Here is a 22,705-nt window from a genome sequence, read left to right as displayed (position 1 = left end):
TGGAAAATCAAATAATCACTATAAAGATCAAGCATATCCATTTAATTCCCTCCCTAAAATTAAGGGCGGAATTCTAATGCTTTTTAGTCAAACTACAAGTTTATGTGCGTAACATGAGTTAGTAAGTATAAATTTGTTTTAAGGTTAGATCTAAAGCGTCTGCGGTGGCGGAATTCTGGTTCTCTTGCGCAAAAAACAAAGCCCTTTCTAAGGTCAATAAAATTCCCTTGGCGCAATCACGCCCTACCCGGCCACCAAAACAACCGGGTTGGTAATTAGAAAAGAAGCGTTGCTGAAAATAAGCGGGTTTAATTTGCTCTAGCACTTGTTCGAGCTTATAAGAGGCATGGACCAGGCGTTGAATCTCATAGCCTTGTAAATAAAAATGCCACATGCTTTTTTGCGGATTCAGAATGGCCCTCCCCAGATAATCCATCTTTAAGGCCCAATGTGCCCCATAACTTCTGCCCACTGCAGTCGTGTTGGCTTCAATAAGAGTATATTTAAAAAAAGGGTCCCTTGATAATTGCTGCGCAATCCCATCAGGGAGGCCTGCAAGGCAAGATTCTAAACTGAATATTTTAGGGCCACAACGAAGACCTGCTTGCTTTAAACGTTTAACGCATTGCGGTGCGCTTTCGCCTTGAATGTAGTCACCACTGTCATTTAAATTGCTTTTATCCGCAGAGGGTGGCGGAGTTGAATGCCCCACTAAAGTTAAATGATCGCTTTTTTTTACTTTATGGAGTTCATTCTCTGCTAAAACAAGGTAACCATGTTGTTGGGCATTCTTTTTTTGCCCAGTAATTAACTCTTCGTCAGATTCCTGCACATAGCTTGGATGAAACCAGATGTAGTGATTCATAAGAGGGTATCTTTGCTCTCTTTTTTGCTTATAAATGGTACATTTGTTTGTGATTTTTGTAAACCAGCTTGTATTTATTATTGCTCCTGTGGTTAGTTTTTAGGTATTGATGTTTAACCCCTCTTGGCATACCTATTAATTCACGTTAGGATAAGATTTTTGCGGAAGATAAGTCTTATGGAACAGCTAGAGGAAAAAACGATGAATTCGGTGCAAGAACAAATAATGCACTTAAGTGCGCATTTAAATGCACGGATTTTAGGGCAAAAAGATCTCATTTCTCGTTTGTTGATTGCTTTATTAGCTGATGGCCATTTACTAGTAGAAGGAGCGCCAGGTTTAGCGAAAACGAGAGCAGTAAAAGAATTATCTGATGGGGTAGAAGGTGATTTTCATCGGATCCAGTTTACCCCCGATTTATTACCTGGTGATTTAACCGGTACGGATGTCTACCACCCGCAAAATGGCTCTTTTGTATTTCAACCCGGTCCTATATTCCATCATTTAATTTTAGCTGATGAAATCAACCGCGCTCCTGCCAAGGTACAATCTGCATTATTAGAAGCAATGGCGGAGCGGCAGGTGACCATTGGCGGTAAAACCTATCCTCTACCCGAATTATTTTTAGTGATGGCTACCCAAAACCCTATCGAGCAAGAGGGGACTTATCCTTTACCCGAGGCGCAACTCGATCGTTTCTTAATGTATGTAAAAATAGGTTATCCAGAAGCTAAAGTAGAGCATGATATTTTAACCTTAGCGCGCAAAGAGGCTTTAGGACTTTCTGCAAAAACTGAAGCTAAAACACCGAAATTAGCGCAAACCACCTTATTTGAAGCGCGCCAACAAGTCTTAAACGTTCATACTAGTGATGCTCTAGAGCATTATTTAGTGCAGTTAGTTATTGCTACCCGCACCCCAGGGATTTATGGAGAAGAATTAGGAAGATGGTTACGCTTTGGCGCAAGCCCACGGGCAACCATTGCCCTCGATCGCTGCTCTAAAGCCCATGCTTGGCTTGCTGGTCGTGATTATGTGATCCCAGAAGACATTCATGTCATAGCTCACGATGTTTTACGCCACCGCATTTTACTAAGCTTTGAAGCAGAGGCCGAAGGCATTACGAGTGATGATTTTATTGATTCGTTATTACGTCTAGTAGCTGTACCTTAGAGGTTCTTTATGGCAGATGGTGTCGTAGCTGAATTAAATGAATTGATTGATCTTAGGCGGTATGCCCAGTCCGTCCAGTATTATCCTGAAGCTAAGGCTCTCCGAAGCGGTCTTCATTTATCCAAAGTACGTGGCCGAGGTATGGACTTTTCCGAGGTAAGAAATTATCAGGCTGGGGATGAGATTAGGCATATGGAATGGCGAGTAACGGCCCGCACGGGTCGCCCGCATGTAAAAATTTATCAAGAGGAACGTGAAAGGCCCACCGTGCTCTTAGTTGATTTTAATCCCTCCATGATTTTTGGTACCAGGATTGCGTTTAAATCGGTCGTGGCTGCGCGTTTAGCCGCCATGCTTGCTTGGACGGTTATTAAGCAAGGTGATCGCGTAGGAGGGTTCTTTTTTTCAGCGACCGAACATAGTGAGTTTATTCCTCGGGGGCGTGATTCTGGGGTTTTACCCCTGTTGGCCTCCTTAAGTCATTATACTGAACAAGCGTATAGAAAAAGAGACAGTATAAACAGGCCCTTGAGTGATGCACTGATCCGCTTGCGCCGAGTAATCCGTCCCGGCAGCATTCTAGTTCTAATTAGCGATTTTTATGCGATAGATCTTGAGTCAGAGAAACATTTAACCCGTTTACGGGCGAATAATGATATTTTGGCTTATCACCTCTGCGATCCTATTGAATTGGCTGCACCTAAACCGCAACAATATGCCATGACCAATGGAAAAGAGGAAGTAATCCTTGATACCACTCAACCTTCCATTTCCATGGCTTACGAACAATATTGCCAGCAAAAAATACAAGGACTAAATGAGCAATTTAAGCGCCTACAAATACCTTACATCCAAACCACAGCTGCAGCGGATATTCCGCGTTTAGTCCGTCAAACATTTCCGCGGAGGGTTCGTGGCTGAAGTAGATGCGTTAGCACAATTAAAAGATATCCATTTACCCACCAGTGTAGGCATATGGCCTTTGGCGCCTGGTTGGTATGTCCTAATTATCGTCTTTTTTATACTTATGGCTGGGCTTAGTTTTGTTGCTTATCGGCGTTATTTAAACGCGCGGGCTAAAAAACAGGCTCTTGTTTTATTACAAAGTTATGTACAGCAGTATGAACAGGATAGAAACTCCCAATTAGCAAGTGCGCGGATTTCAGAATTACTGAAGCGCGTGGCTTTAGTATATTTTCCCCGTCAACAAGTAGCGAGTATTCATGGGCAGGAATGGATTAATTTCTTAAATGCGACCAGTAAGGGCCTTGATTTTGAAGCGGTGAAAACTATGCTTTTAGATTCTCCTTTTAAGCCTAATGAGCAAATCGATTTAAAGCCCTTAATTAGCCAAGCAACGCTTTGGATAAAACAAAGGAGGGAGCTATGTTTGAATTAGCTCATACTTGGGCTTTAATCCTTATTCCTTTGCCCTTATTAGTGTGGTTTTTGCTTCCGGAGACAAAAGTCAAAGTAATGGATGCCTTAGAGGTGCCTTTTTATGATGCAATGAAACAATTAATTCAAAAGCAGCAAAAATTTGCCCTCGCCAGACCTTCGTTAATTTTACCCAGTCTAATGTGGTTGTTTTTAGTGCTCGCCTTAGCCGGGCCAAGATGGGTGGGAGAGCCTCTACCGCTAAAGCGCGAAGGTTATAATATTATGATGGCCTTAGATCTTTCGGGAAGTATGGAGGTCACTGATATGGTCTTACATGGCCGGCCAGTGAGTCGTCTGATGGTGGTTAAACGGGCAGCTGAACAATTTGTTGAGGACCGCAAGGGGGATCATATTGGTTTGATCCTATTTGGGACGCAAGCCTATTTGCAAACGCCATTAACTTATGATCGGCAAAGCATTTTGGCTCGCATTGAGGATGCCACGGTGGGCCTCGCTGGTAAAACCACCTCCATTGGCGATGCCGTAGGCTTAGCGGTAAAACGTTTGGAAGCAGTTCCGAAGCAAGGTAGAGTGATTATTTTATTGACCGATGGAGCAAATAATTCAGGCGTATTAGCCCCTTTAAAGGCTGCTGAAATTGCAAAGGCAGATGATATTAAAATTTATACCATTGGTTTAGGAGCTGAATCTGATCCCAATGCGCTCACACCCGATAATTTCTTAGATGCTAATGTTTCTGCCGATCTCGACGAAGAGACCTTAAAAGAAATGGCTAAAATGACGGGCGGACAATATTTTCGGGCAACCGATCCTGATTCTCTAGGTGCTATTTATAAAACAATTAATCAATTGGAGCGTATAAAACAAGAGCAGGCAAGTATTCGCCCTCAAAAAGAATATTATCCTTGGTTAATTGCTATAGCTTTATTGCTCGGAGATTTTTGGCTCGCTATTCAAAGTGGCTTAATGCGCAAATTAGAGCGACAAGAGGAGGCAAGATAGCTATGCTTGCAGATTTTCATTTTTTAAGGCCCTGGTGGTTATTAGCAACTCTTCCTTTTATCGGTTTATTATTTTTTGTGTTACGCCAGTCTGCTCCCTTACAAGGATGGTCGGAAATTTGTGACAAGCATTTGCTTGCCTATCTTCCTCATAGTGAAGGCGCTAAAAAGCAAAAATTTGCACTATTGGGTTTAGTACTTAGTTTTCTCTTCATGATCATCGCAATAGCCGGACCCGCATGGCATAAATTACCAGTACCCACTTATAAACCTGTACAGGCTCGGGTATTAATTTTGGATATGTCTGAGAATATGTTGAATACTGATTTAAGCCCAAACCGATTGAGTCGCGCTAAATTTAAATTACATGATTTACTGGCGCGTAAAGAAGTAGGACAGTTTGGATTGATTGCTTATACCAGTGAACCCTTCGTCGTGTCGCCCTTAACAGATGATGGACAAACCATCTCTTCCTTATTATCGGCCTTAACACCTGAGGTGATGCCCGTGAGTGGGCAAAAATTAGAAACGGCCTTGGATGAAGCCAACCGCTTAATTAAGCAAGCAGGATACCAGCAAGGGCAAATACTGGTCTTAACTTCGGATACTCCATCTACACAAGCCATTGCTACAGCTAAAGCCATAGCCGCCGACGGGGTCTCATCGTCTATTTTACCCATTCGTGCCGATAAGGATCTAAACCCCTTATTCCAGCGCTTCGCACTTGCGGGCGACGGTAGCTTACTTCCTTATAGTCCCGATTCTGAGGATTTAAACGCTTGGCTTAATAAAAAACAAAGTGGCGAATTTGTAAAGAATACTCACGATGAGATACCAGTATGGCGTGATGAAGGCCCTTGGTTTTTAATCCCCGCCTTATTATTTTTTCTACCCGTGTTTCAGCGTGGTTGGTTACAGAGGTTGGCTCAATGATGCGTTTACTAGTTTTTATAGTGAGTCTTGTATTTTCACTGCAAATCAATGCTTGGACGTGGACCGACTTGTGGCTAACCCCTGATCAGCAAGCTCAGGAACTCATGAATCAAGGCCAGTTTGCTAAGGCAAAAGATAAATTTGACCGGGAAGACTGGAGTGCTGCTGCAGCCTATAAAGCCGGTGATTATCAACGCGCTGCGGATTTATATAAAAAGGAGCAAACCGAGAATGGTTATTATAATGAAGGAAATGCTTTAGCGCGTTTGGGCCGTTATGAAGAGGCATTAAAGGCCTATAAGAAGGCATTGACCCTTAATCCACATCACCAAGATGCACAACATAATTATAAAGTGGTTAGTGATTTATTAAAAAAAGACCAAGACCAAAAACAAAACAAAGATCAGCAGAACAAAGATCAACAAAACAAAGATCAACAAAACAAAGATCAACAAAACAAAGAGCAGCAAAATAAAGATCAACAAAACAAAGATCAACAAAACAAAGATCAACAAAACAAAGAGCAGCAAAATAAAGAGCAGCAAAATAAAGATCAACAAAACAAAGATCAGCAAAACCAAGATCAACAAAACAAAGATCAACAAAACCAAGATCAACAAAACCAAGATCAACAAAACCAAGATCAACAAAACAAAGATCAACAAAACAAAGATCAACAAAACAAAGATCAGCAAAACAAAGATCAGCAAAACAAAGATCAGCAAAACCAAGATCAGCAAAACCAAGATCAACAAAACAAAGCGCAACAAAATCAAGAACAAGCTCAGAAGAAGGCTAAAAAGCCGCATGCTGATAAGCAAACCAAAGAAGAAAAAGAACAACAACAAGCCAATGAACAGTGGTTACGTTTAATTCCTGATGATCCTGGCGGGTTATTAAGAGAGAAGTTTTTGCGTGATCACTTACGTCGACAACGTGGATGGTACCAATGAAACGATTATTTTTTGCACTAGTGTTAAGCACTTATGTTTTTATGGTTCATGCTGAAATACAAGTACAGGTAAATCCCTCGCCTGTAACCATTAATGAAACGTTTCAGTTAACCTTAACTCAGTCGGATGCCCAAGCCGGTGGTGTTCCCGACTTAAGTGTTTTGCAAAAAGAGTTTATAATTTTAGGCACCGCTCGTCAGGTTAACTACTCAGTAATTAATGGTCAGAGTACTTCAACCAGCCAATGGGTAGTGACCCTCAAACCTCTAAAAACCGGTGTTTTATCCATTCCTGCGATTAAAATGGGGGCAGAGTCAAGTGCCCCCATGACTATTAATGTGGAGGCTGCCGGTACAAAGCAAGACAATAGCGATTTTGATCAACAGGATCTCTTGTTGAAAACTTCTGTAAATCAGGATAGACCCTATGTAAATCAAGAAATTATTTATACGGTTAAAATATATAATAGTAAACGCTTGCTGGATGCTGACTATGAGGCTCCTAAGGCTGATAATGGGCTTATCATTCCTTTAGGCGATACCAAACAATACCAAACTGTACAAAATAATACTAGTTATGTGGTTGAGGAACAAAAATATGCCGTTTTTCCCCAAAAATCAGGGGAATTTACTATAAGCTCACCTAGCTTTACCGCCTTGGTTTATGGTTTTGATCCTCAACGGGTAAAAGTCAGTGATAAAGCAACCAAGCTTACTATTCAGCCTATCCCCCCTCAATATCAAGGTGCATGGTTACCCGCCAAAAAAGTAAGTTTAAGCGAGGAATATGAAAATGCGAATCAAAGTTTAAGTCAAGGAAGTACTTTGGTGCGTACCGTAGTGGTAGAAGGGACTGGGATACCTGCGCAGTTATTACCCTCACTTGATTTCAAAAACTCGGATGCTTTTTCTGTTTACCCAGAGAAAGGGACAGATCGAAATCAAATAAAGCAAGATGAGTTAGTGGGACGTACGGAGTTTAAAGTCACCTATTTGTTCAATAAACCAGGCAAAATAATTATTCCTGAATTAAAACTTACCTGGTTTAATACCACTACCGGTAAAGAAGAAATTGCTATTTTAGCTCCAAGAAGCCTGGATATTACTCCTTCATTAACGACTAACTCAAGCCAAACTCCGACTACTAGTCAAGTTCCTACCACTACAGCTGCAAATAAGGCAGAATCACTGCCTGTAGGCAGTTTGCCCGTAAAAGACACGAGTTATTGGCCTTGGCTACTGGCTTTATTTTTTGCTGCTGCTTGGCTAATTACGCTTGGTTTAGCCTGGTGGAAAAAACCACGCGGGACTAGACGTAAGCATACTGAGAAAAAAGCCTTGGAGAGTTTAAAAGAGGCGTGTACAAGCGGTAACCCGCAAGCAGCGCGCGACGCTCTATTAAAATGGGCGTCGATAAATTGGCCCGATGTTGCGCTATTAAATTTAAATCAGCTCGCGCAATTAACTCACGATAGTCAATTGAAAAAACAAATTCAATTGCTTTCCCAGGCGCTTTATAAAAAACATAACCATACTTGGCGGGGAGAGGAATTATGTCAAGCTGTTTTAGCGCTCAAGGCCAATAAGACAGGCTGGACGGGAAAAACGACCGTTTTGCCACCTATTAATCCCTTGTAGCAGCTTACTCAATGAAGTTATCTTAAGCAGGCTATTTTAGTCCGTCAATGCTTAGGACGCACACTAAATTGTGCTAGCAAGAGAGAAAGTAGCAAAGGGCTTAGGGTTTTTAACTAGGAATGTCTGTCCAACCAATAAAACCAATGGTACCAATCCCAATAATGATATGGGACACGATAGCACCAAAGATATTTTGTTGTTTATAAAATAACCATCCCCAAAAAAGACCAGGCAAAAAAACCAACATAACCATTGCAATGCCAAAATAAGCATGAGCACTAGCAAAAACTAAACTCGCTAACACAATCGCCCAATATTTTTTTTGGGGAGGGAAAACTTGACAAAATATACCTTGTAAAGAGCCTCTGGCAATAATTTCTTGGAAAATAGCATGCGCAGCATAAAAAATAAGGGTAGAAATAAACATACCTAAACCCATGGGTATACCCTTTTCTAATTCATAGCGTTCATAAGAGGGCAGAAAAAGGGGCATTGATGAAAAGCGTTCAGTAAAATGGATTAGAAAAAGCTTGATGAGCACAATAGCGAGAAGGATGGCAAAACTAAGTAGGGAGGCTTCAACGATTGCTTTTTTCCAATTCTTGGGGGTGATTCCTACTACTGATAAGGGTAAGTTTAATGAGCGCAAACGAAAAAAAACAAGTATTGAGCCGGCCAAAACTAGGGGCGTAGTGATATAGGTTGAATAAACTTCTTTGATAATAGTGGAAATATAGGGGACTAGAATGGCAAAGATGCTTAAAAAAACCACTATGTTAATGAGAAAAAAATTGATGTTTTGTTGGGTATTAATTAATTCAGTCGCTTTTTCATTCACCTTGCTTAAGTAGCTAATAGTTTGTTTATGCAGGTTCTTGCCAAATTCGGTGACTGAAATAGGGTAACGGGCAGAAAATTGTTCAATTAAATCATTAGGGACCTTAAGTATTTCTGCCTCAGTTAAAGAGCGTACAGAGGTAGTCCGATGTTTCTCTCCAAGAATAATGCTTTCGCCGAAGAGATCGCCCGTGCGGATACGGTTTAAACTGTAACAATGTCCTTGCTTATCTTTTTTAAAGGCCTCTAATTCACCTTTGATAACAATGTAAAACTCCTTACGTACAGACTGTTCTTCCGCAATAATTAATTCGCCGGGCTCTAAACAGGTCACTTCTCCCTCCTCAACAATTTTATTGAGGATAGGCGGCTCTAAAGGAGCGAAGATAGGATTATTTTGTAGCACCTCGGTTTTAAGGTTTTTTGTATGTTCATCCATCATTATTGATACTCTAGGGGATTAGGGATAAATTCTGTTGTCTTCCTAATTAGAGGATAGTCAACATAAAGTGTAAAATAAAGGGCACGAATTATCTTCTCAGAAAGATAGATTTCATCATTCACATAGGACATAATGCATTAACTTAAGATTGGCAGGATGCGTTATGATAAAAATCATCAATCTGTTGTTAGTGCTCATTTCCCTAAACAGTTATGCAATTAATATAAGTAGCCTCGATTTTCTAGCCACGCAAAGCTGTCCTGCTTATCTATCTAAAAATAAAAAAACCAACCCTAATAATTTAAGTGTCGAGCCAGGTAAAGTCTATCCGGTGCGCGAAATTAATAAACCATCCCCAGATTGGTATCGTATTGAGATGCAGGAGCAGCATAGTTCGCGTTGGGTAAGCGCTGAATGTGGACTAACTCAACAAAATGGGCAAGCAACGAGTAGTTGTGACAGTGCGGGTATGGCTGATTCTTATGTCTTGGCTTTAAGCTCGCAGCCCGGGTTTTGTGAAACATATGGCTATGAGGCGGGCAAACCTGAATGTCGAAAATTGGCTAAAGACTCTTACCAGGCCAAACATTTAACCTTACATGGCTTATGGCCTAATATAGATGTATGCGGACAACATTATGGCTTTTGTAATGTCCGTCCCCAAGCCAGTCACTGTGATTATCCTCCTTTAGACTTAGCCCCTAATGTTAGTGAGGCCTTAAAAAAATTCATGCCTAGTTATAATTATGGCAGTTGTTTGGAGCGTCATGAATGGAATAAGCATGGTAGTTGTCAAATCTTGTCCGCCGATGACTATTTTAGTCTAGCGATGCGTTTGCTGGTGGAAGCGGATAGTTCCCCTTTTGGTACTTACTTAACTGCGCACCAAGGCCAAACAGTAAAATTAAGTGCTTTACGGGAAATGATTGAACAAAGCTTTGGTATTGTTAATCGAGAAAAAATTTACTTAGGGTGTAAAAATAATGTGCTGGTCGATATCTATATCCAACTACCAGCGGCTCTAAGTACTGATTCCTTAATAGAATTAGTGAATGAAGCGCCTAATAATCATTCGCGCGATCTTTGTGGCCCTATGGTGACTATTTCCCATTTTAATAAAGATAGATGGTTTTAAATACCTGAGCCTTGCGCAATACAGCAACTTCCTCTAATGTAGAGAGAATATTGAATCAGGAACCCTAGTCATGCACAAGAAGTATTATTTATTGATTTTATTGTCTTTTCTAATGACAAGCTGTTCTCATTTGCACAAGAAAACTCCTTTGCCTGCAGTAAACGCCCCAACTTCTATGAGTTCCACTCAAACACGTAGTCTGGCGGCTTTTAATCTAGTGGATGTCCAAGGGCGGCTTAATATTAATTTACATACCGGTTATAAAAAGCCGCAATTAATTTTAAGAGGTGATCCAAGGGATTTAATGCAAGTTCAAACTAAAGTCCAAAATGATACCTTGTATATTAGTTTAGGCTCGGGCTACCCTCAGCATGGTGAAGTAAGCGTTGATGTTCAGGGTCGTTTTTTAAATAAATTCCGCTATGAAGGTGCTGGGATAGTTACAGGAAACCGATTGAATACCCGGTTTTTGGATTTATATCTTGCTAACCAGGGCACCACTCGTCTTGGCGGCTCACTGGGAGTACAGGAGTTGGTCGTTAAAGGCAATGGTTTAGTGCAGCTTAGCGGGGTGACCAGTTATAACATGCAAATCCATTTGATAGGCAGTCCTAAGGTTCAAATAAACGGTACTGTTAACTTAGCTGAGCTGAATATAAGTGGCGGTGGCTGGTTAAGTTTGTACTGGGTAAAAAGCAATAATTTACTGATTAAGGCCAAAAATACCGCCAAAATCCAGTTAGCAGGTATCGCCAACCGCTTAGAAGTAGAGCTATGGGGTACGGCACAATTTAAAGGCCGCTATTTAAGAGCACAACGTAGTTTTGTAAAAACTCATGATAAATCGGTAGCCGAAATTGCCTCCGTAAATCACCAAAGTAGTTTGTCTACGGACGCAAGTGATATTTATTATTATAATATCCCGAATACGAGGGCTGATTTTATGGGCTTTGACGGTTCAACCTTGGATATGCGGGATTTAACTAGCCCCTACCTCAATCAAGAATATACCCGTTATAATAAGCATTTTCCTTAGTGGTCGGCTTGCGGTTGGGCCTGCTTTAACCCAACCGCCTGCACTTAAGCTAAGTCTTAACTTTTACGTTCTGCCGGTCTTTCTTATTAATGCACTGGATGATCTCATTAAGATCATTATCCAGGGGCAATACATGGGCTGAGTTTTTTAGCCAATGAATTTGAGTATTGGCTAAAGGTAGAAATAACTCTTCAACCGCATGGGAATTAACCACCAGATCGTGGGCTCCTAAGAATAAATCAACGGGACAAGAGGGCGCTTGCCATTGGTAATTATCCACTAATTGCAACATTTCAATGACAGTGCTTAGGGGGAGTTTACGGTAGGTAATTTCACCATGCTCTGGATTTAAAATATTACCCGCGGCATTACGTAAATGCACAAAGCCTAAATAGCTGAATAAACGAGCCGTATTGAGCATTAGGGGAATATTCATATGTAATTTTAGAGCCGGTGCAAGAAGATAGAGATGATTTATTGCGCAAGTTTTACTTAGTTCACAGGATAATAACCCGCCTAAAGATAAACCTAGGACATCGATTTTTTTATATTCTTTACTTAATGCGGCAAACTGCTCGTGTGCTGCATTTAACCATTGGCTTGCTTTGGCTTGCGAAAAACTATGAATGCTGTCTGCATGACCAGGCAATACCGGGCAAATCAGGGCATCATAATGTTTTATTTTAGGGATAAGGCCGCGGTAAACTGCTGGCGAGGAGGAAAAGCCATGGAAAATTAATAAGGCATGTTCTTTTTTCTCACCGCGTTGATTAAAAGGTGTTAAAAGGTGTTCCTCGCTAAGCTTTAGATCACTTAATTGCTGCCCTTGGCGCATGTAACGAAAATCATGAATATTCATAACCATCTAGATTAAATAAAAATTAGTATAATTATGGAAGTATTTTTATAAACTTACAAACCTAAGCGGTTATTCTTCAGGGCAAACGCAGCTAAATAGTGCACAGTTAAGCCTACGCTATTGTCTAGGTACCCGCTCTATGCGCGGTATCTAGACAATCTTACATAAGAATAGGGATTGATTACGCGCATAAAGCATGGAATGAAGTCTGTTTGGTCGTAATCTTTTCAATTGGATGCCTTTGTCCGGTGTTATTCTTCATCTGCCTTTATGTTTATTTAATGTAAATTTCATGGTCTTTATCTTACTGAAGAGCATTTTGTGCTATCTTTAAAGGATAGATAGTCGCTTTAATAAATAGAGGTTAATAATGGCTGAAGAATCCCCTAGTACCACACCACCCTCTACCACACCACCATCAACAACTCCGCCTACCCCAAAGCCTGAAGGTGGAGGGATAATGGATAAAGTAAAAGCAGGAGCAGGTGCATTAAAGGATAAGCTTGGTTCGAATATCGACGACATTGATAAGCAGATGCAAGAAAAGCTTTCTGATGATAAGGGTGAAAAAAAGAAAGAAGAAAAGGACGAAGATTTTGTAAAGTCCATTATGTCGATGCTCAGAGGGTTAACGGAAGAGGTTAATTTGTTTCGTGATGACCTCAAAAATTTCGCTAAGGATAAAGCTAAGGACCTCGGTGAAAACGAAAACTTCCAAAAAGGATTGTCCGGATTAAAAGATGTTGCGTCTGATGTAGCCTCTATGGCCAAAGGCATGCTCTCAAAAGGCCCCAGCCCTAAAGCCAAAGATGAGTCGGAAGAAGGGATGGAAATGCAAGAAGTGGGCGCTAAAAAAGAGAAAGGCGCCGATATGGAAATGAGCAAGCCTGCAACCTCCCCTAGCCTTAAAGAAGTGGCGTCGCGAGTCATGAGTGCCTTCTCCGATTTAAAAAAAGGCCTTACAGAAGTTATGGGTTCATCTAGTCCTAGCGCAACTGCAGAGAAAACAGAGGAGCTTGAAGAGACTACTAAACTTGGAATGAAATAGTTAATTGTCTTGGATGTTGGGCCTTCGGCCCAGCATCTCTATTAGTACTAATGAATTAGCTGGCAATTATCCAGGCGCAAGCAGCTTGGCTTAGCGATCCATTAATTTATGGGGTAAGCTTTCAATTCGCCCAGCTTGAGTCACAACGACATAATTTAATTTGCGTTGTAATTCACTGATCGTGTCTGCGCCGGCATAGGTCAAACCTGAGCGTAAACCACCCACTATATCAGCAATAATAGCATCGGGATTGTCTTTATAAGGTACTTCTGTGGCCACACCTTCAGCAGTTTTCCATTCGTGCATCGGTCCCATAAACGCTTCTTGCGCTTCTTGCGAGGCCATACCCCGATAGCGTTTAACTTTGCTGCCATCTGGTTTAGTAATATATTCACCTGGAGTAGGGGCTGTACCCGCTAAAAGACCGCCGATCATCACGAAGTCCGCACCGAAAGCGAGAGCCTTAACGATGTCGCCTGAAGTTTTAATACCGCCATCGGCTACAATAGAGCGATCAGAACGCGCGCAATCTTGAATGCAAGTGAGCATGGGAATACCAAAGCCTGTTTTAATCCGGGTACTGCAGACAGAACCGCCACCAATTCCTGCTTTGATAATATCCGCACCACAAGAGGCTAAATAATCAGCGCCGGCATAGGTTGCTACGTTTCCTGCCATAATACAGCGATCAGCAAGTAATTTACGTAAGCTTTTTAAGGTTTTACCGACATATTTAGCGTGCGCGTGGGCAACATCGACACAAAAATAATCCGCTCCTGCATCTCTTAATGCTTCAGCTCTTTGTAATTCAGCATCAGTACAACCAATGGAGACAAAAGTTTTGCCCTCACACTTTTTAAACTCGTTAATATTCTCTTCAACACTCATAAAGCGGTGTAAGGCGCCCATACCACCTTTGCTGCTCATAAAATTAGCCATTTTGCTTTCGGTAATGGTATCCATGTTAGAACTAATTACTGGAAGACTTAAACTAAGTTTTTCCAGCCTATCCGTGCTAGTGGTGTCTACCACCCGACGTGACTCGTGGTGGTTATAGGCTGGAACGAGCAGAACATCATCAAAGGTGATTGCATGGTTAGTCATTTTTTATCCTCGTAAAACGCGTACTATAAATGCTCGGCAGCATAAAAAGCAAGTCTTGAGCGTTCGCCACGGGTTAAGGTCATATGGGCGCTGTGTTCCCAATGCTTAAATCGATCGACCGCAAAGGTTAATCCCGATGTGGTTTCAGTCAGGTAGGGGGTGTCTATCTGTTTAATATCACCCAAACAGATAATTTTACTACCAGGTCCCGCCCGGGTAACTAAGGTTTTAATTTGTTTTGAGGTTAAATTTTGGGCTTCATCAATAATGATGTAGCGATTTAAGAAGGTTCGTCCTCGCATAAAATTTAAAGAGCGTATTTTGATCTTGTTTTGCAAGAGATCTTGCGTGGCTCCGCGACCAAAACTACCCCCTATCTGGGTGGCATGCAGAACCTCTAAATTATCCATTAACGCACCCATCCAAGGGGTCATTTTTTCCTCTTCCGTCCCAGGAAGGAAACCTATATCTTCACCCACGGGAATTGTCACGCGGGTCATTAAAATTTCATTATAACGATTTTGATCTAAGACTTGGGTTAAGCCGGCTGCAATAGTTAATAGGGTTTTTCCTGTTCCAGCAGAACCTTGCAGGGTAACAAAATCTATATCTGGGTCTAGAAGTAAATTTAAAGAAAAATTCTGCTCTCTATTGCGCGCGGTAATGCCCCATACAGAATGTTTTGCCTGAGTATAATCACGAACTATTTGGACCACGGCGTTTTCACCATGCAGTTTTTTGACAATGGCTTGAAATTGGTTATCCTCGGTACTAATACAATCATTAGGATTCCAATGTTTTACTAAAGGACCATTGACCTTGTAAAAAGTTCTACCCCCCTCTTGCCAGGAATCAATATCTTTCACATGGTTATCCCAAAAATCATTTTCAAGAATATGAAGGCCGCGATGTAATAAATTCACATCATCGAGCACCTGATCATTATAATAATCTTGGGCGGGTATACCTAAAATGCCTGCTTTAATTCGTAAATTGATATCTTTCGAAATGATAATAACTTGCTTTTGCCCAGCGTATTTTTTTTGTAAGCCTAATGCGGTAGCTAGAATAGTATTGTCTACCTTATGCCCCGGTAAGGTTGAGGGGACAACCTGATCAAATTCATCAGTTTGAAAATATAAGCGCCCACTGATATTCTTCCGATCAGAGTTGGCATAGCTTGGGATAGGAAGGCCTGATACGATTTGCTCATGAGTTGCGTTACTCATCAGCTCAACTAGCATCCGATTGGTTTGCCTAACGTTACGGGCAATTTCTGATGAACCTGTTTTGTGGCTATCGAGTTCTTCAAGTACTACCATCGGGAGATAGATGTCATGCTCATCAAAATGATAAATAGCAGAGGGATCATTCATTAAAATGTTGGTATCAAGTACGAACAGCTTTAAACCAGTGTTGTTATTATCCATAAATCACCCCATCAGCTAAAATAATATTGCTGATAATTCAGCTCAATTGCAGCGCGTTGAATTATCAGCTCTTACCTTTATTGTGCTAAGCCAGGGAGGGTACGTCAAGAATTATATTTTTTTGATTTTACATAAAGTTAGCTTGATCTTGCGCTATAATTACTAAGCTGTTTCGGGATTGAGACGTAGCGCTTTAAGTTCTTTGTTATTGAATACTATTAACGCACATAGGGCCATAAAAAATAGGAAAAAGCCCGTAGCTAATAAATCGTTATGCGGTAGTAATCTACCAAAATAAGTGCCAAATGAAGAAAAACACAATAAAATGAGGCTGCGTATTGCTGAAGCTGCACCACGGCATTCTTCAAAGCATTGTAGAGCCCGCGATGTTGTTCCACCCCACAATAAGGCCGAACTCGAGATATAAAGACCAATGGTTAAGGCATTATAAAGCTGATGAGTATTCCAATGAAAATAATCACCCATTAGCAGTAAGCTGCTGCTAAATAAGGCAAGTTGAATGCCACAATGGATGGTTTTATCAATACCCAATAGCCGAAATAGTCGTGATGCTAATAAAGAACCAAAAACAAAGCCCATAGAGCTAAACATCAGTAAAACACCCATCGAGTTGGTTGGAATATGTTTACTGGCATAGAAAAAAGGGGCCACCGTCAGAAAACACCATTCGCCGCAATTTAATAAACCAAACAGCGCAATATAGGAAATAAAGGTTTTATTTCTGATTATTTTTTTATAAGTCGCGAACCGTGTTTTTAAGGGTAGGGCTTCATTCAAACTGGGATTTTTAGCACCCGGTAAGATAATAAATAAAGCGCATAAAATTAATGAGTAGGCGGCAATACAGACAAAATTACTATGCCAACCATACACCACATCTAAAGCACCGCCAATTACTGGCGCAAACAGGGGGATAATTGCCGTTAAGGTACCCACCCAGGCTAAAATTTTTGCCCCTTCGTCTTTCGGGTAAAGGTCTTGAATTAAGGCCCAGCCGGCTACCGGAGCAACCACCGCCCCTGCTCCTTGTAAAAAACGACAGAGGTATAAGCAAGTAATCGAGTTCGCTTTTAGACTCAGTAGCGAGCCAACTAAAAATACAAGCATACCTAAAAATAAGGTTTTTCTGCGACCGATCTGATCGGCTATGATGCCCCAAAACAAAGCGGTGACAAACTGTCCCACCATAAAAATAAAAATGAGCATCTTGCCTTGATTCGCAGTTACTGCAAAAAATTGGGTAATGTGTGGTAGGCTAGGTAAAATAATATCGGTGGCTATTAAAGCCAAAATGCTTGAAGCAATAACAATAAATAGTTGAATATTGCGGTGCATTATAGGTACTATAAGATAAAGAGCCAAATTATAATAAAAAATTATTAATTTTTCTATAGAAAGGCTATATTTTATTCTTTTTGAGTATTATTTGATTTTTTTCTCGGAATTATCAGTCGTAAACACTAACTATTTTGTCTAAATTTAGACAGATTAATTGAGTCAAGGGGGCCTTGTGAAAAAAGCCATTGCTAATTATTTATCTACTGCTGAGGCAATTCAGCGTTTGTTACATCCTTATGCAGAAGTTGTAGTACATGATTTAGAGTTAGACCAAATCGTTGCCATTTACCATCCTTTCTCTAAGCGCAGGGTTGGCGATCCATCTCTATTTAGTGCGGAAGAAAAAAAACAGTTCATTTTAGAAAAATGTATCGGTCCTTATGAGAAGACCAATTGGGATGGTAAAAAATTAAAATCAATGAGTAGCATCATTCAAGATGAGAATGATAAAGCAGTAGGTATGCTTTGTATCAATTTTGATATCTCCTTCTTTGAGCAATTTAAACTAGCTATTTCTCATTTTCTTAATGATTCAAACTTAATACCCCAACCACCGGCTTTATTTAAAGACGATTGGCAAGAGCGTATTAATCAATATGTTCACAGTTATTTGCAAGAACATGGTTTGACCCTGGAATATTTAAGCCGTCCAGAAAAGAAAAGTTTAATATTCCATTTACAAGAGGTTGGCGCATTCACTGGAAAAAATGCGGCACAATATGTGGCGCAAGTATTAAAAATTTCTCGGGCAACCGTTTATAATTATTTAGCAGAAAGAGCCGAAGATTAGTTATGCTCAACTTTAAAACTGCGGTGAGCGATGCAAAAAGCAGGATTAACTCCTATGTACGGGAAACGCCGCTAGAGTATTCTGCTTCTTTGAGTAAAATAACGCAAACCAAGCTTTATTTGAAATGCGAGAACTTACAATATACGCGCTCTTTTAAAGTAAGGGGGGCTTTTAATAAAATACTCTCCTTATCAGCGCAGCAACGCGCACAGGGTATTGTTACTGCTTCAACGGGAAACCATGGGGCAGCAGTTGCTTTTTGTTTGGCTAAATTAAACATGGCCGGCACCATTTTTGTTCCGGAGCACGTCTCTCCTGTGAAGGAAGCGAATATTCGCAATTATTCCGATTCTCTCCGACATTATGGTCATGATTCCGTCTTGACTGAGCTGCATGCGCTGGATTATGCAAAAAACCAGCACCTGCCTTATATTTCTCCCTATAATGATGAGCTCATCATTAGTGGACAGGGAACAATCGGTTTAGAGCTTACTCAGCAATTAGATAAAGTGGATGCTGTTTTTGTCCCTGTCGGTGGTGGTGGACTAATTGCTGGGATTGCCGGTTTTGTGAAGGCGGTATCACCTCATACTCAAGTCATTGCTTGTTTACCTGAAAACTCGCCAGTGATGTTCGAATCAATAAAGGCTGGAAAAATAATCACCATGGACTCCAAGCCTACCCTCTCTGATGCAACGGCAGGGGGGATTGAACCTGATTCTATAACCTTTGCTATGTGCCAGCAGTATGTCGATGATTATGTTTTGGTTTCAGAGCGAGAAATTCAAGAGGCTATTATTGCTTTAGTTACCCATGAGCGCTTGTTAGTGGAAGGTGCGTCAGGTGTGGCTCTTGCCTCTTTATTCAAGTCAGCAGGGCGGTTTAAAAATAAAAACATCGCCATAGTTTTAAGTGGTGGAAACATTAGCCTACCTACCCTAAAATCCCTGTTATAACTAGTGGATTGGATCTTATTAAGTTAATCTTTCTAAAATGCTGTCTTGGCAAGTCTGCTAAGACAGCATTTTTAACTTTAGATTGCCAATTATTCCTCTAGTTTTGCGCATATCACTACAGATTAGCTAAAACTTCTGCTACATGGCCTTGCACCGATACTTTGCGCCAGGCCTTGCTTAATATACCTTCGGAATTGATGAGAAAAGTACTCCGCTCAATACCGCGTACTTGTTTCCCATACATGGATTTCATTTTAATGACATCAAATAAAGCGCATATTTGTTCGTCTGCATCACTAATTAATTCGAAAGGAAAACCCTGTTTGGCTTTAAAATTTTCATGCGATCTTAAGCTATCGCGAGAAATTCCAAAAACCACGGTGTTAAGGTTTCTAAATTGCTGATAAGCATCTCTAAAATCTTGCCCCTCAGTGGTACAGCCAGGAGTAGCATCTTTGGGATAGAAATAAAGAACAATATTTTGGCCTAAATAGTCGTGCAGCTGTGCACATAAATTATTGGTCGCCGTAAATTTAAAATTAGGTACTTTTTGTCCTTCTTCCATAATCCATCCTATTTGTTTTTCATAATGCGAGCGCGAGTTCTATGCCACTCTCGATCTTTAATAGTGTCGCGCTTGTCGTGTTCTTTTTTACCTTTTGCTAAAGCTATTTTGATTTTAATGTTATTTTTTTTCCAATACAGCGATAAAGGGACAATGGTATAGCCTTGGCGCTCTACCCCCCCAATAAGATAATTGAGTTCTTTACGATTAAGCAAGAGCTTGCGAGTCCGCAGGGGGTCACTCGTGATATGAGTAGATGCAGTTTGCAGCGGATTAATTTGCGCGCCTAATAAAAAAGCCTCACCATTTTTTACAATAATATGGGCATCTGCGATATTAATTTTTCCCGCGCGTAAGCTTTTGACTTCCCAGCCTTCCAGTACTAAACCCGCTTCATACTGATTTTCAATAAAATATTCAAAGCCGGCTTTTCGATTAAATACAATGGTTGAATCCGATGTTTTAGGGGCAGTCATAGGACACCTCAATATTCCTTATTATTCTTTAGGGAAGCGCTCATTTTTGTAATCCTGCGGTAGTTGCGGATAAACACGCTTTAATTCATTATCCACGGCCATACGATCATCGAAAACAAAACAGTTACCTTCCCACAATGATTCTTCTTTAGGCATGGTTTGGATGTAGTTTAAAATCCCATCTTTAAGATGATAGACGTACTCAAAACCTTGATTTTTTAAATAAGCAGTTGATTTCTCACAGCGAATACCACCAGTACAAAACATGGCTATTTTTTTATCTTTTTTGTCGCTCAGTTGCTTTTGGACGTAGTCCGGAAACTCTCTAAAATTCTCAGTATTCGGGTTAATGGCGTTTTTAAATGTCCCTAATTCATATTCGTAATCATTACGTGTATCAATAAGGATTACCTCTGGATCTTGAATAAGCGCATGCCATTCTTCCGGGCTAAGATAAACACCAACCGATTTTAGTGGATCTACGCCTTTAAGCCCCATAGTGACTATTTCATTTCGTAGTTTCACTTTTGCTTTCTCAAAAGGGTTTTTGTCATCAAAGGTTTCTTTAAAATTTAAATCATGAAAACGCGAATCGCTACGCATATAAGCATAAAAATTATTCATGCACTCACGGGTGCCAGCAAACCCACCGTTAATTCCTTCTGCAGCTAAAAGAATAGTACCTTTTATTTCCATTTGGTGCATGGTTGCTAGTATGGGCGCCCTTAAACTTTCGAAATCAGTTAAGGGAATAAACTTATAAAAGGATGTAATAACTATTTGGCTCACCACACTGACCGATACAAAGAAAATAATTGTCAGAAACTACCATTTACTGAGTATTTAATCAATAGAAATGCGCTAACGCAAAACAAACTGGTTATTTATTTGGCTTGTCTGGGTTGAACAATTTCTTCAGCCTTAAAGTAATCGCTGCGTACTGGTAGTGACATCGTTTTAGTAGCCATAATGCTGACAAGCCTGCTTAAGCCCCTGGGTCTTTATCCGCATGCGTTTAATTTTTGGTGCGAATTTCTTTGATTTTAGCACAGAAATTGGCTACCTCAGGTCTTGGCTTTAATTGGTCATAAAAAATACGTTTGACAAAAATTTACAGTTGCGCATACTCTAAGGACAACAGGGAAAGATTTGCATGCATTGTTCAAGGAGAGAATATGGTTGCTAAGTATAGGATTGCCCGCAGGCTACTGTTTGCATTTTTGTTTGCTGTCCCTTTAATTAATTTTGCGGCTACACCAGTTAAGTCGATAGTTATTTTTGGTGATAGCTTGTCTGATGTTGGAAATACCACGCATTTATTGAAAAGTTTGCGCCGCGAAGAAGATCCTGCCTTTTTAGTTGCCCCCTTTAAACGTTTCGTCATCAATAAGATGAATGACTTTGCCAGCGAATATTATGTACCGCAAATGGTTTTAGACGCGGGTATAAATTTAGTTACCGATTTTTTTGACCATGACGTTGCTTACTATATGACTGATTTAATTTCAAAAGTTAAATTAGTTCCCATTATTCCTGAAAAACCTTATTGGAATTATCGGTTTTCCAATGGTCGAGTCTGGAGTGAATACTTAGCGGAAATGTTAGCTATCTCCCAAAGTGATGAGAATGTTTACATTAATAAAGCGTTCGGTGGGAGTTGGACGGCAACCTATGATTACCAATTGACGGTTTGGAACTTAATCAGACATCCGATTGGAACGATTAAAAATTTAATTGTCGGCAAGTTAATTCCGCCAAGCCTTGGTTTAACCACCCAAGCTTATTTACTCGAACATCCTAAGTTAGATAAGGAGTCAGTCTATATTCTTTTCTCTGGCGGCAATGATTATTTAAACGTATTACAGTTTGAAGCGAACTATGATCAATTGGTAATGAGTAAATATATCGATAACGTTTTAGATTCATTAGCTGCAACTGTCTTTAAATTAGAACATGCCGGTGCGCAGCAGTTTGTAATTATGGGCTTGCCCCATCTAGGTGAGACGCCTCGCTATATTAATACCAGCGATAGGGAGGTATTAAATGCGGCGGTTGAAAAGCATAATGAGCGTTTACAACAACGTATTGCTGAATGGAAGGATCTTTATCCCAAGACAGATTTTCTCTATGTCGATATCCAGGCCTATTTAACAAAAGCTGTGAGCACTCCTGAGCAATATGGTTTTACCAATACGCGCGATGCCTGTATTGATGTAGTTTTCCCTATGTTTAGCGCTTTTGCGAAATCCCCCTTCGCTAATAACTATGTATTACAATATGCCCAAGTATTGCAGTACAAAGATAAACGTATGGCTGCTGGTGAGCAGAATTTCCATGTATGCAAAACACCGGATAGTTATTTATTTTGGGATGAGGTACATCCCAGTACGCGAGCACATAAATATCTAGCTTATGAAGTATGCAGGGCAATGCAGGAGCATGGCTATGAGGTAACTTGTAAAGAGCCTGCGCCCATACTTTGAAGCTAGTACCTAAGTGGCCGCTGCGGCCACTTAGCAGCATCATTTGGTGAATCTGTTAAATTACTTCGTGATTAGTCCAGATTATGGCATAATTTGCCCTTTATTGAGGCGGTTCATTATCTTGATGACTTTTATCGGTAAACATGAAGTGTATTTATGTAGGAATACCCAGCACTTTTCAAATAAAAACGACTAGTGGGTCTATTGATAATTAAGAATGCA

22 protein-coding genes are annotated in these 22,705 nt (G+C 40.5%); 13 read left to right on the top strand and 9 right to left on the bottom strand.

The window, feature by feature from the left end; translation table 11 throughout:
- Nucleotides 1-118: 118 nt before the first annotated feature.
- Nucleotides 119-865 (bottom strand): hypothetical protein, encoded by a 747-nt coding sequence (locus tag ELY15_RS01430; RefSeq protein ID WP_199744140.1) that lies wholly within the window; start codon nucleotides 863-865, stop codon nucleotides 119-121.
- Nucleotides 866-1,042: 177 nt separating this feature from the next.
- Between ELY15_RS01430 and ELY15_RS01425 the strand changes: the two genes are divergently transcribed.
- Genes ELY15_RS01425 through ELY15_RS01395 form a run of 7 tightly spaced genes read left to right on the top strand, consistent with a single transcriptional unit; the run spans nucleotide 1,043 to nucleotide 7,963 of the window.
- Nucleotides 1,043-2,038, top strand: a complete 996-nt coding sequence (locus ELY15_RS01425; protein WP_127097876.1) for a MoxR family ATPase — start codon at nucleotides 1,043-1,045, stop codon at nucleotides 2,036-2,038.
- A gap of 9 nt (nucleotides 2,039-2,047) precedes the next feature.
- Nucleotides 2,048-2,959, top strand: coding sequence for a DUF58 domain-containing protein (locus ELY15_RS01420; RefSeq protein WP_127097875.1), 912 nt, complete (start codon nucleotides 2,048-2,050; stop codon nucleotides 2,957-2,959).
- The gene (locus ELY15_RS01415; RefSeq protein WP_127097874.1) at nucleotides 2,952-3,437 is read left to right on the top strand and encodes a DUF4381 domain-containing protein; all 486 of its coding nucleotides are present in this window, start codon (nucleotides 2,952-2,954) and stop codon (nucleotides 3,435-3,437) included. The genes ELY15_RS01420 and ELY15_RS01415 overlap by 8 nt, the downstream gene beginning before the upstream one ends.
- On the top strand, nucleotides 3,425-4,441 hold the full coding sequence (locus ELY15_RS01410; protein ID WP_127097873.1) for a VWA domain-containing protein: 1,017 nt from the start codon (nucleotides 3,425-3,427) through the stop codon (nucleotides 4,439-4,441). The genes ELY15_RS01415 and ELY15_RS01410 overlap by 13 nt, the downstream gene beginning before the upstream one ends.
- A gap of 2 nt (nucleotides 4,442-4,443) precedes the next feature.
- Entirely contained in the window at nucleotides 4,444-5,373 is a 930-nt protein-coding gene (locus tag ELY15_RS01405) for a VWA domain-containing protein (protein ID WP_127097872.1), read from the top strand.
- A complete protein-coding gene (locus tag ELY15_RS01400) occupies nucleotides 5,370-6,326 on the top strand; it encodes a tetratricopeptide repeat protein (protein ID WP_127097871.1) in 957 nt (318 codons plus the stop codon). The genes ELY15_RS01405 and ELY15_RS01400 overlap by 4 nt, the downstream gene beginning before the upstream one ends.
- The gene (locus ELY15_RS01395; protein WP_127097870.1) at nucleotides 6,323-7,963 is read left to right on the top strand and encodes a BatD family protein; all 1,641 of its coding nucleotides are present in this window, start codon (nucleotides 6,323-6,325) and stop codon (nucleotides 7,961-7,963) included. Before ELY15_RS01400 ends, ELY15_RS01395 begins: the two co-directional genes overlap by 4 nt.
- A 109-nt stretch (nucleotides 7,964-8,072) precedes the next feature.
- On the opposite strand, the gene ELY15_RS01390 is transcribed toward ELY15_RS01395, so the two are convergent.
- Nucleotides 8,073-9,242, bottom strand: a complete 1,170-nt coding sequence (locus ELY15_RS01390; RefSeq protein ID WP_127097869.1) for a cyclic nucleotide-binding domain-containing protein — start codon at nucleotides 9,240-9,242, stop codon at nucleotides 8,073-8,075.
- 163 nt (nucleotides 9,243-9,405) lie between these two features.
- On the opposite strand from ELY15_RS01390, the gene ELY15_RS01385 reads away from it, so the two are divergent.
- Together ELY15_RS01385 and ELY15_RS01380 are read left to right on the top strand one after the other, a co-directional pair.
- On the top strand, nucleotides 9,406-10,377 hold the full coding sequence (locus tag ELY15_RS01385) for a ribonuclease T (RefSeq protein WP_127097868.1): 972 nt from the start codon (nucleotides 9,406-9,408) through the stop codon (nucleotides 10,375-10,377).
- A gap of 70 nt (nucleotides 10,378-10,447) precedes the next feature.
- Complete coding sequence (locus tag ELY15_RS01380; RefSeq protein ID WP_127097867.1) at nucleotides 10,448-11,413, top strand: GIN domain-containing protein; 966 nt, start codon at nucleotides 10,448-10,450, stop codon at nucleotides 11,411-11,413.
- Nucleotides 11,414-11,462: 49 nt separating this feature from the next.
- Here ELY15_RS01380 and ELY15_RS01375 read toward each other — a convergent pair whose 3' ends face one another.
- Nucleotides 11,463-12,272, bottom strand: coding sequence for a carboxylesterase (locus ELY15_RS01375; RefSeq protein ID WP_127097866.1), 810 nt, complete (start codon nucleotides 12,270-12,272; stop codon nucleotides 11,463-11,465).
- A 460-nt stretch (nucleotides 12,273-12,732) separates the two neighbouring features.
- On the opposite strand from ELY15_RS01375, the gene ELY15_RS01370 reads away from it, so the two are divergent.
- Complete coding sequence (locus tag ELY15_RS01370) at nucleotides 12,733-13,320, top strand: hypothetical protein (protein WP_127097865.1); 588 nt, start codon at nucleotides 12,733-12,735, stop codon at nucleotides 13,318-13,320.
- A gap of 90 nt (nucleotides 13,321-13,410) precedes the next feature.
- On the opposite strand, the gene ELY15_RS01365 is transcribed toward ELY15_RS01370, so the two are convergent.
- From ELY15_RS01365 to ELY15_RS01355, 3 genes are all read right to left on the bottom strand, one after another.
- Nucleotides 13,411-14,424, bottom strand: coding sequence for a guanosine monophosphate reductase (locus ELY15_RS01365; protein WP_127097864.1), 1,014 nt, complete (start codon nucleotides 14,422-14,424; stop codon nucleotides 13,411-13,413).
- Nucleotides 14,425-14,447: 23 nt separating this feature from the next.
- Nucleotides 14,448-15,854: a PhoH family protein gene (locus ELY15_RS01360; protein ID WP_127097863.1), complete on the bottom strand. Its 1,407-nt coding sequence runs from the start codon at nucleotides 15,852-15,854 to the stop codon at nucleotides 14,448-14,450.
- Between the two features lie 162 nt (nucleotides 15,855-16,016).
- A complete protein-coding gene (locus ELY15_RS01355; RefSeq protein ID WP_127097879.1) occupies nucleotides 16,017-17,213 on the bottom strand; it encodes an MFS transporter in 1,197 nt (398 codons plus the stop codon).
- A 172-nt stretch (nucleotides 17,214-17,385) separates the two neighbouring features.
- Between ELY15_RS01355 and ELY15_RS01350 the strand changes: the two genes are divergently transcribed.
- Both ELY15_RS01350 and ELY15_RS01345 read left to right on the top strand, forming a co-directional pair.
- Nucleotides 17,386-18,003, top strand: a complete 618-nt coding sequence (locus ELY15_RS01350) for a transcriptional regulator (protein WP_199744139.1) — start codon at nucleotides 17,386-17,388, stop codon at nucleotides 18,001-18,003.
- A gap of 2 nt (nucleotides 18,004-18,005) precedes the next feature.
- A complete protein-coding gene (locus ELY15_RS01345) occupies nucleotides 18,006-18,959 on the top strand; it encodes a threonine/serine dehydratase (protein ID WP_127097862.1) in 954 nt (317 codons plus the stop codon).
- Between the two features lie 115 nt (nucleotides 18,960-19,074).
- Here the strand turns inward: ELY15_RS01345 and ELY15_RS01340 are convergent, their stop codons facing one another.
- From ELY15_RS01340 to ELY15_RS01330, 3 genes are read right to left on the bottom strand one after another with little or no spacing between them, the layout of a single operon-like run.
- On the bottom strand, nucleotides 19,075-19,524 hold the full coding sequence (locus ELY15_RS01340) for a peroxiredoxin (RefSeq protein WP_127097861.1): 450 nt from the start codon (nucleotides 19,522-19,524) through the stop codon (nucleotides 19,075-19,077).
- 8 nt (nucleotides 19,525-19,532) lie between these two features.
- Nucleotides 19,533-20,000 (bottom strand): SsrA-binding protein SmpB, encoded by a 468-nt coding sequence (gene smpB, locus ELY15_RS01335; protein ID WP_127097860.1) that lies wholly within the window; start codon nucleotides 19,998-20,000, stop codon nucleotides 19,533-19,535.
- A 21-nt stretch (nucleotides 20,001-20,021) separates the two neighbouring features.
- Nucleotides 20,022-20,789, bottom strand: a complete 768-nt coding sequence (locus ELY15_RS01330) for a rhodanese-related sulfurtransferase (protein ID WP_127097859.1) — start codon at nucleotides 20,787-20,789, stop codon at nucleotides 20,022-20,024.
- Between the two features lie 386 nt (nucleotides 20,790-21,175).
- Here ELY15_RS01330 and plaC point away from each other — a divergent pair, with 386 nt between their 5' ends.
- Nucleotides 21,176-22,483 carry a lysophospholipase/glycerophospholipid:cholesterol acyltransferase PlaC gene (plaC, locus tag ELY15_RS01325; protein WP_127097858.1) on the top strand — a complete coding sequence of 436 codons (1,308 nt, stop codon included), beginning with the start codon at nucleotides 21,176-21,178 and terminating at the stop codon, nucleotides 22,481-22,483.
- Nucleotides 22,484-22,705 lie beyond the last annotated feature (222 nt).

Origin of the sequence: Legionella sp. km772 (assembly GCF_003989735.1) — a bacterium.
Lineage (GTDB): Bacteria > Pseudomonadota > Gammaproteobacteria > Legionellales > Legionellaceae > Legionella.
This window is presented reverse-complemented; position numbering and strand designations above follow the sequence as displayed.

Coding starts and splice junctions, on each gene's coding strand:
- ELY15_RS01430 (WP_199744140.1), bottom strand. CDS start 865: ATGAATCACTACATCTGGTTTCATCCAAGCTATGTGCAGGAATCTGAC.
- ELY15_RS01425 (WP_127097876.1), top strand. CDS start 1,043: ATGGAACAGCTAGAGGAAAAAACGATGAATTCGGTGCAAGAACAAATA.
- ELY15_RS01420 (WP_127097875.1), top strand. CDS start 2,048: ATGGCAGATGGTGTCGTAGCTGAATTAAATGAATTGATTGATCTTAGG.
- ELY15_RS01410 (WP_127097873.1), top strand. CDS start 3,425: ATGTTTGAATTAGCTCATACTTGGGCTTTAATCCTTATTCCTTTGCCC.
- ELY15_RS01405 (WP_127097872.1), top strand. CDS start 4,444: ATGCTTGCAGATTTTCATTTTTTAAGGCCCTGGTGGTTATTAGCAACT.
- ELY15_RS01400 (WP_127097871.1), top strand. CDS start 5,370: ATGATGCGTTTACTAGTTTTTATAGTGAGTCTTGTATTTTCACTGCAA.
- ELY15_RS01395 (WP_127097870.1), top strand. CDS start 6,323: ATGAAACGATTATTTTTTGCACTAGTGTTAAGCACTTATGTTTTTATG.
- ELY15_RS01390 (WP_127097869.1), bottom strand. CDS start 9,242: ATGATGGATGAACATACAAAAAACCTTAAAACCGAGGTGCTACAAAAT.
- ELY15_RS01385 (WP_127097868.1), top strand. CDS start 9,406: ATGATAAAAATCATCAATCTGTTGTTAGTGCTCATTTCCCTAAACAGT.
- ELY15_RS01380 (WP_127097867.1), top strand. CDS start 10,448: ATGCACAAGAAGTATTATTTATTGATTTTATTGTCTTTTCTAATGACA.
- ELY15_RS01375 (WP_127097866.1), bottom strand. CDS start 12,272: ATGAATATTCATGATTTTCGTTACATGCGCCAAGGGCAGCAATTAAGT.
- ELY15_RS01370 (WP_127097865.1), top strand. CDS start 12,733: ATGGATAAAGTAAAAGCAGGAGCAGGTGCATTAAAGGATAAGCTTGGT.
- ELY15_RS01365 (WP_127097864.1), bottom strand. CDS start 14,424: ATGACTAACCATGCAATCACCTTTGATGATGTTCTGCTCGTTCCAGCC.
- ELY15_RS01360 (WP_127097863.1), bottom strand. CDS start 15,854: ATGGATAATAACAACACTGGTTTAAAGCTGTTCGTACTTGATACCAAC.
- ELY15_RS01345 (WP_127097862.1), top strand. CDS start 18,006: ATGCTCAACTTTAAAACTGCGGTGAGCGATGCAAAAAGCAGGATTAAC.
- ELY15_RS01340 (WP_127097861.1), bottom strand. CDS start 19,524: ATGGAAGAAGGACAAAAAGTACCTAATTTTAAATTTACGGCGACCAAT.
- smpB (WP_127097860.1), bottom strand. CDS start 20,000: ATGACTGCCCCTAAAACATCGGATTCAACCATTGTATTTAATCGAAAA.
- plaC (WP_127097858.1), top strand. CDS start 21,176: ATGGTTGCTAAGTATAGGATTGCCCGCAGGCTACTGTTTGCATTTTTG.